Here is a 7390-nt window from a genome sequence, read left to right on the forward strand (position 1 = left end):
GGGCCCGAACTTGCCAGGCACCGCGTTGGGCTTCGACCATATGTAAGTCTCGACCCATCGCCAGCCCATGTTTTGAAGAGCCAGCACCAACTGATAGACGTAGGGGTGCCGCTGGCCCTTCAGAGGGCCACGGTTCGCCACACGGTTCTTGATGTTGATGATGAGGCTACCCGTGGGCTTGGCCGCGTCGTACATGGCCCGCGCGAACGGCAAGAACCATTCGACGTAGCGGTCGGGGTGAATGCGGCTGTAGGCTCGCGCGTCCGCATAGGGGGGGCTGGTGAAAAAGAGATCCACGCTTTCCTTGGGGAGCTGAGGAAGTAGGGCTTGCGCGTCCCCTTGGATCACACCTTCGGCGATAACCTTTTTCAAGAACGCTGGATCAATCACTTCCTCTTGATGAGCGCTTTTAGGCGTTTGCTCTGCACTGTGAACGAGTTTGAGGGTTGCTTTTTTTGCCATAGATTAGTCTGCCCGCATGTTCAATTTCATTTTCGTTTCGTACCTGCGAACAGACTCGCCTGGCCTTGTTGCTGCTTCTCGGTGAATGCACGCATGAAGTCCCGTAGCACATCGGCAGCGGCTCGATCTTGGGCACGGCAAGCCTGCACGAACGCATCGCGCAGCTCTTTCTCCACTCTGATGCGCATCCCGGAGTCTTTGAGCAACATCGTTTCATAATAGCAGATGGATACACATTTGTGTATCCATGAGGGTGAGGCTAGATGCGTTTTCATGGAGCTTTCACATCCCCGCACAGTACAGGCAACAGGTCAGCCTATCTTCGCCAAAATACGCTAAGTTGCTGTCGCTGAGTACGTGTTTTTAGGACTTACTTGTGAGCATGGTATTTTTCATGGTATTAAATTGGAAATGTCATACAAGCTGTTGAATTTATTGGACTTTTCAATCTCGTTAACATCTGAGTGGGAATAAAAACGCGTAAAACACGGGCCGCCACTACCAAATAAATAGCTGCCCGTGCAGGTGAAACAAGCGCTAGCGGCCTATTTCTCTTAAATTTCAACGTTATTGCGCAGTCAGCACGTCCTGTGCCAGTGCCCACACGGTGAGCGGTGCCGAGCCTTCGGCCTTGTTGCTGATGGTGACAAAAGCATTCTGTCCGCGACCGATGGTGCCCGCCACAGCTTTGGCCAGGGCGAGGCGGGTGTCCGGGTCGGGGTCCACGATGGCATTGAACGGGGCGTACAAATCACGGGCATCTTCGTAGCCGTAGGCACCATGCAGTCGATTCAGGTTCCAGCGGCAGACCAGGGGGCCGGGCCAGAGGGCGCGCAGCATGCCGAGTTGTTCGGCTATGGGTGGCAGCTTGGGGTGCAGGCCGAGGCAATAGGTCGCGCCCGCGCTGCGCAGCACGGTGGTGAAATCGGGCGTGAGGAAAGCCGGATCACGCACTTCCACCGCAATCACCCCGTCAGGCGCGATGGACTTTAAATCGGGCAGGGCGGCCAGCATCCGGCCTAGCCGGGCCAGCACTTGCGGCATCCGGGCCAACAACTGCGGTGGCAGCGGACTGAGTTGGAACACCAGCGCACCTACCTTGTAGCCCAGGCCTTCTAGCGCAGGCAATACGAATTCCTGCACGGCCAAATTGGCATCCAAGAAAGCGGCGTTCGGCTGTTGGCCGCGGCCGTTTTCGGCGCGCACCAGGGCATCGGTGACCAGACTCGGCGCTTTCACCACGAAGCGAAAGTCGTCGGGTACCTGGGCTGCGTAAGCTGCGTATTGGCTGGCTGTGAGGGCGCGGTAAAAGTTGCGGTCCACGCTCACGGTGCGCAACAACGGGTGTTGTGCATAGGCTGCCAGGCCGTGTTTGGAAAGCAGGGTGTCGGAGTAGTCGCCATCCCACAGCAAACCAGCCCAACCGGGGTAGGTCCACGACGAGGTGCCCATTCTCAGGTGGCGTGGCAGGGCTTGGGCCAGCGCGGTCCAGGCCGGGTCGGGTGGCTGCGGAAGTACCGGCGTAGCGCGTTTGGTCGAGGGACGCAGGACAGAAGCTGGCGGCTGAGCATCACTGTTGTTATCGCCAAACTCGGGAAAAAGAGGAGGTTGCTGCGCCATGGGGATGATTGTCCGCTAAGGATTTAAGTTGAACCCCAGTGCACGGAATTCACCCGCGTGACATACGGCGTAATCACCAAGCTATCAAATGCTATCTAATAGATAGCTGCTAGCGCAGATGAAATATGCGCTGAAAGGCCATTCCATGCCTAATTTTTCGCTGAACCGTCATGCCGCAGCCGCCAGGTGTGGTCGGCGCTCCAACAAGGCGATGATGTTGGGCAGCAGTGCCTCGGTGGCGCGCCTCCCGGCCTCTACCAGGTAGGGCATGGCGGCGGTGTCGAACAGGCTGACGCGGCGCTCCAGTTGCGGAAACACGCGTAGCAGCCGCATGCCGTCGGCCTCGGCGCTGGCTAGCCGGGCATACATCAGGTTGTTGGTCATGGCCGATGTCACCTGGGCCAGCATGCGCGACGGCTTGTTGACGCGTTGCGGCATCAGGGCTTCAAAACCCAGCGCGATCACGGCATGGGCATCGCTGGCGGCGCTGACCGGCAGCGGGTCGGACACGAAGCCATCTACCAGCCGCCGCCCGTCCACCCGCTGCGGCGCAAACATGAAGGGCATGGCCACGCTGGCGCGCAGGGCATCGACCACCCGGCCCCGGCGCAGAACCACGGCCGTGCCGGTAGCGGCATCGGTGGCGGTGATGCGCAAGGGCAGGGGCAAGTCCTCCAGCCGCAGGTCGCCAAAGGCGGCCTGCATGCGGGCCAGGATGAGCCGGTCGTCGCGCAGGCTGAAGTCGGCATCAAACCGGCCCCAGCGCGGCCAGACCATCTGCGGAATCGCCCGCCAGCGCTGGGTTTGGGTGATTTCGGCGGTCCACAGCGTGGTGGCGATGCGCAAGGCGTCGGCCATCGGCATGCCCAGGGCGATGGGCGTGCCAAACAGCGCCCCGGCGCTGCAGCCCACTACCAGGTCGGGCCGTATGCCTTCGCGCGCCAGCACCTCGGCCATGCCCAGGGCGGCAATGCTGCGCACGCCCCCGCTGCCCACGACCAGCGCCAATTTCGGTTCCGGCAGGCTGGACAGATGGGAGGAAGGGGACAAAGGGCTATGCACGGTGGGCTCCAGCCATCCGGCGAACCTTGGCGTGCAGCCAGTGCCATGGTTCGGGTTTGACTACAGGTATGCGCAGGGCCGATTCGGCATGCACCAACTGCGGGTCTTCGGCATCCGGCGTGCAGCAAAAGTGGCAGCGCTGCATCAGCCCCAGCATGGCCCGGTTGTCGGCCAGCACCTCACCGTGCAGCCAATGCAGACCGGCATGGGCTGCGGTGTTGCTTAACGCGCGCATGGCCCGCTCACCCAGGCCCCGGCGTTGCCAGCGGTCGTCTACCACCAGGGCGAACTCGGCGCTATCGGCATCGGGGTCCATGGCGTAGCGGGCCTCGGCCACGATCTGTATTTGGGCATGGCGTTCGGCCGTCAGCACAAAGACCACTTGGCCGTTGCGCTCTAGCGGCTCCAGCAGAGCAGGGCGGCTGTTGACTCCGCCGTGGAAGCGGTTGTGCCGGGCGCGGGGCGACAGGCGGTCCAGCATGTCGTCCAACAGCGGGCCATCGTGCGGGCTCAGGGGCCGCAGCGTGATGCAGGTGCCGTCGCGCAGGCGCCAGATGTCGGGCGGCTGGGACGTTGGGCTGGCATGGTGGGGCATAGCGGCAAACTCCTGGGCGGTCCAGCATTTTTGGTGCTTTACACCCGACGGTCTGCCCCTATGCGTAGCGACATACGGTAGTCAAAAACAGGGTGTGCTATGGGAAAGGCGGGTGTAAGTTGGCGTAAATAAATCAAAAATGGTGATGCAATGCCTTGCTAAAAGACTAGCAAGGTATGTAGCTATTCGTAGTGACATGCACACAGATCGCCCTGTGCGCCCCGACAATGGGGCGAAATACACCGTCTGATCGCCATGCCCGAACCCGCCCTTGCCCCGACCATCCAGGTTGCCCTGGTGGAAGACGACGTGTTTTTCGCGCGGGCCCTGGCGGATGCCATCCAGGCCGCACCTGGCATGCAGCTACTGGGCACCGCGGGCAACTGCTTGCAGGCCCGGCAAATGCTGACGCAGCTTCCCGCTGACGTACTGCTGGTGGATTTGGGCTTGCCGGACGGGCCGGGCCTGGACATCATCCGCGCCGCCCAACGCCAGTGGCCGCGGTGCCTGGTGATGGTCAGCACCGTGTTTGGCGATGAAGGCCATGTGATCCAGAGCCTGGAGGCCGGGGCCAGCGGCTATTTGCTCAAAGACAGCACCCCCGCGCTGACGGTGGAGGAAATCCGCAACGTCTACGCCGGTGGCAGCCCCATCAGCCCGCTGATTGCGCGCCAGTTGCTGACCCGGTTTCGCCACGCCATGGCCATTGAGTCCGCGCCCATGCCGCTGTCACCCAGCGTAGTACCACAGGAGGAGCAGGTCCGCCTGTCGCCGCGTGAACGCCAGGTGCTGGACTACATCACCAAGGGTTTCAGCTACGAAGAAATTGGTGTGCTGATGGGCGTGTCGCGCAACACGGTGCTGAGTTTTGTGCGTCGCATCTACGCCAAGCTCAAGGTGCGCTCGCAGCTGGAAGCCATTTATGAAGCCCGCGTCCAAGGCTTACTGGCTCCTTAGCCTGGCCCTGCTGGCGGTGGTGACGGGCGCGGTGCTGTGGCTGGCGCACCGGCTGGATTCCACCGGCGCACAGCATATTGACCAGGCGCAGTGGAGGACCGGCCCCGGTGGCTCGTTTGCCCCTTTGCCGCCCGAGGCCACCGTGGTGGAAGGCAGCTGGCAAACCGTGGCACTGCCCCATACCTGGCCGCAACCCCTGCAACCCGCGCTGGATGCCGCCCCGCGCGTCACCTGGCTGCAAGTGCATTTGGGCGATCTGCCCGCCACCCCTGGCGGCCTGGTGCTGTACCTGCCGCGCTGGCAAACCATAGGCCGCATCGCCGTCTACGGCGACGACAAGCTGCTGTTCCGCTCGGTGGGCGACGTGGTATGGAACGGCTTTAACCACCCGCTGTGGGTGCCGCTGGATGCCGATGGCACGCAGCCCGTGCCCCGGGTGCTGCGCTTGCGCATCGACAGCATGGCCAGTGCAGGCGGCACGGTGTCCAGCCTCTGGGTTGGACCGGCGGAGGTGCTGTGGCCGCGCTACCGGCTGCGGCGCCTGCTGCAAACCGGCATTGCCGAGATCATGGGTCTCGCGTTTCTAGGGCTGGGCGGGTTTGCGTTTGCGGTGTGGCTGCTACGCCAAGAGCGCACTTATTTATTGTTTGCACTGTTTACGCTGCTGTGGGTGCTACGCAGCCAGCGCTTCCTTGTGGGGCTGGAGCCGCTCGCCTTGCCCAGCGTGTGGTTTGGCTGGATGACCATCAATTCGGGCAATGCGCTGCTGGTGACCTGGTACGCCTTCATGTGCACCCTGGTGCCCACGGCACCGCGCTGGCCGTTACGGATGCTGCTGGGGCTGTTGTTGCTGTCCAGTGCGGTGACTTTGCCGCTGTTGTCGAACCCGGCGTGGATCAACGCGTTGGCACCGCTGCCGTATTTGCTGACGCTGGTAGCGGGCATTCCGTGCACCTTGCTGATGGCCTGGGCTGCCTGGCGGCATGGTGGTCGCGAGGGCATCGTGGCCGCCAGCATCGGCCTGTTGCATGTGCCGGTGGCCGTGCACGATTGGATGCTGCAAAGTTACCTGGTGGATCCTGAACATATCTACGCTTGGCCGTTTTCCACCACCTTGCGCCTGGGCATGTTTTTGTATGTCATCTTGAGCCGCTACGTGGGCGCAGTGGACACCGCCGAGCAGGCGAATCTGCGCCTGGCCCAGCGCCTGCACGAGCGCGAAGCCGAGCTGGCGGCTAGCTACGAGCAGCTACGCGGTGCGCAGCAGCGCCAAGTATTAAGCCAAGAGCGCCAGCGCCTGATGCAAGACATCCACGACGGCATGGGCTCGCAGCTGATGAGCGCCCTGAAAGTGGCCGAATCCGGTGGCCTGAGCGAGGCGCAGATGGCCTTGGTGCTGCGTGAATGCATAGACGACCTGAAGCTCACCGTCGATTCGCTGGAGCCGGTAGAGGCCGACTTGCTGTTGTTGCTGGCCACGCTGCGCTATCGGCTAGCACCGCGTTTAGCGGGCTCGGGCCTGCACCTGCGCTGGGAAGTGGTAGACGTACCCGCGCTGACCTGGCTAGACCCGCGCAGCGCCCTGCATGTGTTGCGCATATTGCAAGAAGGCATTTCAAACACCTTGCAGCACGCCAGTGCCACTGAACTGCGGGTGGCTACGGGCGAGGCCGAAGGCGGTGTGTTTGTACTGCTGATCGACAACGGCCATGGTTTCCAGCCCAAGGACAGCCTAGGCAGAGGCTTGTCCAACATGGCGCGGCGGGCGCACGCGATTGGTGGCACGGTGGCCTGGGACACCGTGCCGGGTGGCACGCAGTTCCGGCTCTGGCTGCCGCTGCAACTCGCTTGACTTGCTTGCTGCCGCTGCGCGTGGGGTGATTTACTTGCTGGCCTGCTGGATGGGTTCTTTGGGCCAGTAGTCGACCACCTCTTGCGCGGTGAAATACCGGCATTGCCCGCTGGCCGACTGCAAGAACGCCTTTTGCTTGGCGCTGAGTTCGGGCGACTGCGGGTGGAAGCAGTGCTCTGCATCGCACATGATGCCGGTGGTGGGTTGGCCCACCGCAGCCATGATGGTGGGCGGGCAGAAGAACACCAGCTCGTCGTCCGCCGCCGTGGCAGACAAAGGCAGGCAGGCGGCGATGCCCAGCAGGGCGGTGGCGCAAAAAGAAACAGTTTTAACCGTGGCGTGCAACATGGTGGGCTCCTTAAAAATCCATGCCGGAAGTATTGAAGATGCGTCCTGATTGGTCTGTAGCTATCCATAGCGACAGCCCGAAATAGGCTGGTCAGACCGTAAAATCCACGCTTGTTCACCAGTGGGAAATGTGATGCGCGCCGTCTTCAGCGTTTTGGGTTTGTTGCTCGTGGTGGTGGTCATCAGCCTGCTGGCCAAAAAGCAAATCACCCCCCTGGTGGCCGGACCCCAAGGCCCGACATCGGCCCAGCAAATACCACAGCAAGTCAAGCAAGCGGTGGATGCGGCGTTGCAAACACCGCGCGATATGCCCGATGAAAAACCTTAAGCTTTTTAGGCCTCTGGCGCAGGTAGCACCTGCGCGGGCAGTTATTAAAACGATAGTATTCGCCCCATGACTGACTCCGATGCCATGCAACTCGCCCTGGCCCAGGCACGCCTGGCGGCCGCAGCGGGTGAGGTGCCAGTGGGGGCCGTCATTTTGAAAGCCGGCG

At 62.2% G+C, this 7390-nt stretch carries 9 protein-coding genes; 3 read left to right on the plus strand and 6 right to left on the minus strand.

Going from position 1 to position 7390, the window contains the following annotated elements:
• The 5 genes from ABI213_RS02795 to ABI213_RS02815 form a co-directional block, all read right to left on the minus strand.
• Nucleotides 1-462: DNA methyltransferase (locus ABI213_RS02795; protein ID WP_348026030.1), on the minus strand; the 462-nt coding region annotated here is incomplete at its 3' end.
• Between the two features lie 26 nt (nucleotides 463-488).
• The gene (locus ABI213_RS02800) at nucleotides 489-671 is read right to left on the minus strand and encodes a plasmid-related protein (protein ID WP_348026032.1); all 183 of its coding nucleotides are present in this window, start codon (nucleotides 669-671) and stop codon (nucleotides 489-491) included.
• A gap of 358 nt (nucleotides 672-1029) precedes the next feature.
• Nucleotides 1030-2082 carry a DUF72 domain-containing protein gene (locus ABI213_RS02805; protein WP_348006354.1) on the minus strand — a complete coding sequence of 351 codons (1053 nt, stop codon included), beginning with the start codon at nucleotides 2080-2082 and terminating at the stop codon, nucleotides 1030-1032.
• A 168-nt stretch (nucleotides 2083-2250) separates the two neighbouring features.
• Nucleotides 2251-3132 carry a patatin-like phospholipase family protein gene (locus ABI213_RS02810; protein WP_348014607.1) on the minus strand — a complete coding sequence of 294 codons (882 nt, stop codon included), beginning with the start codon at nucleotides 3130-3132 and terminating at the stop codon, nucleotides 2251-2253.
• A gap of 4 nt (nucleotides 3133-3136) precedes the next feature.
• On the minus strand, nucleotides 3137-3739 hold the full coding sequence (locus tag ABI213_RS02815; protein WP_348006352.1) for a GNAT family N-acetyltransferase: 603 nt from the start codon (nucleotides 3737-3739) through the stop codon (nucleotides 3137-3139).
• 255 nt (nucleotides 3740-3994) lie between these two features.
• On the opposite strand from ABI213_RS02815, the gene ABI213_RS02820 reads away from it, so the two are divergent.
• Nucleotides 3995-4696: a response regulator transcription factor gene (locus tag ABI213_RS02820; RefSeq protein ID WP_348006351.1), complete on the plus strand. Its 702-nt coding sequence runs from the start codon at nucleotides 3995-3997 to the stop codon at nucleotides 4694-4696.
• Nucleotides 4662-6548 carry an ATP-binding protein gene (locus ABI213_RS02825; RefSeq protein WP_348006350.1) on the plus strand — a complete coding sequence of 629 codons (1887 nt, stop codon included), beginning with the start codon at nucleotides 4662-4664 and terminating at the stop codon, nucleotides 6546-6548. Before ABI213_RS02820 ends, ABI213_RS02825 begins: the two co-directional genes overlap by 35 nt.
• A 30-nt stretch (nucleotides 6549-6578) precedes the next feature.
• Here ABI213_RS02825 and ABI213_RS02830 read toward each other — a convergent pair whose 3' ends face one another.
• On the minus strand, nucleotides 6579-6896 hold the full coding sequence (locus ABI213_RS02830) for a hypothetical protein (protein ID WP_348006349.1): 318 nt from the start codon (nucleotides 6894-6896) through the stop codon (nucleotides 6579-6581).
• 133 nt (nucleotides 6897-7029) lie between these two features.
• Here ABI213_RS02830 and ABI213_RS02835 point away from each other — a divergent pair, with 133 nt between their 5' ends.
• On the plus strand, nucleotides 7030-7224 hold the full coding sequence (locus tag ABI213_RS02835) for a hypothetical protein (RefSeq protein WP_348006348.1): 195 nt from the start codon (nucleotides 7030-7032) through the stop codon (nucleotides 7222-7224).
• Nucleotides 7225-7390 lie beyond the last annotated feature (166 nt).

Origin of the sequence: Rhodoferax sp. (assembly GCF_039922535.1) — a bacterium.
GTDB lineage: Bacteria > Pseudomonadota > Gammaproteobacteria > Burkholderiales > Burkholderiaceae_C > Rhodoferax_B.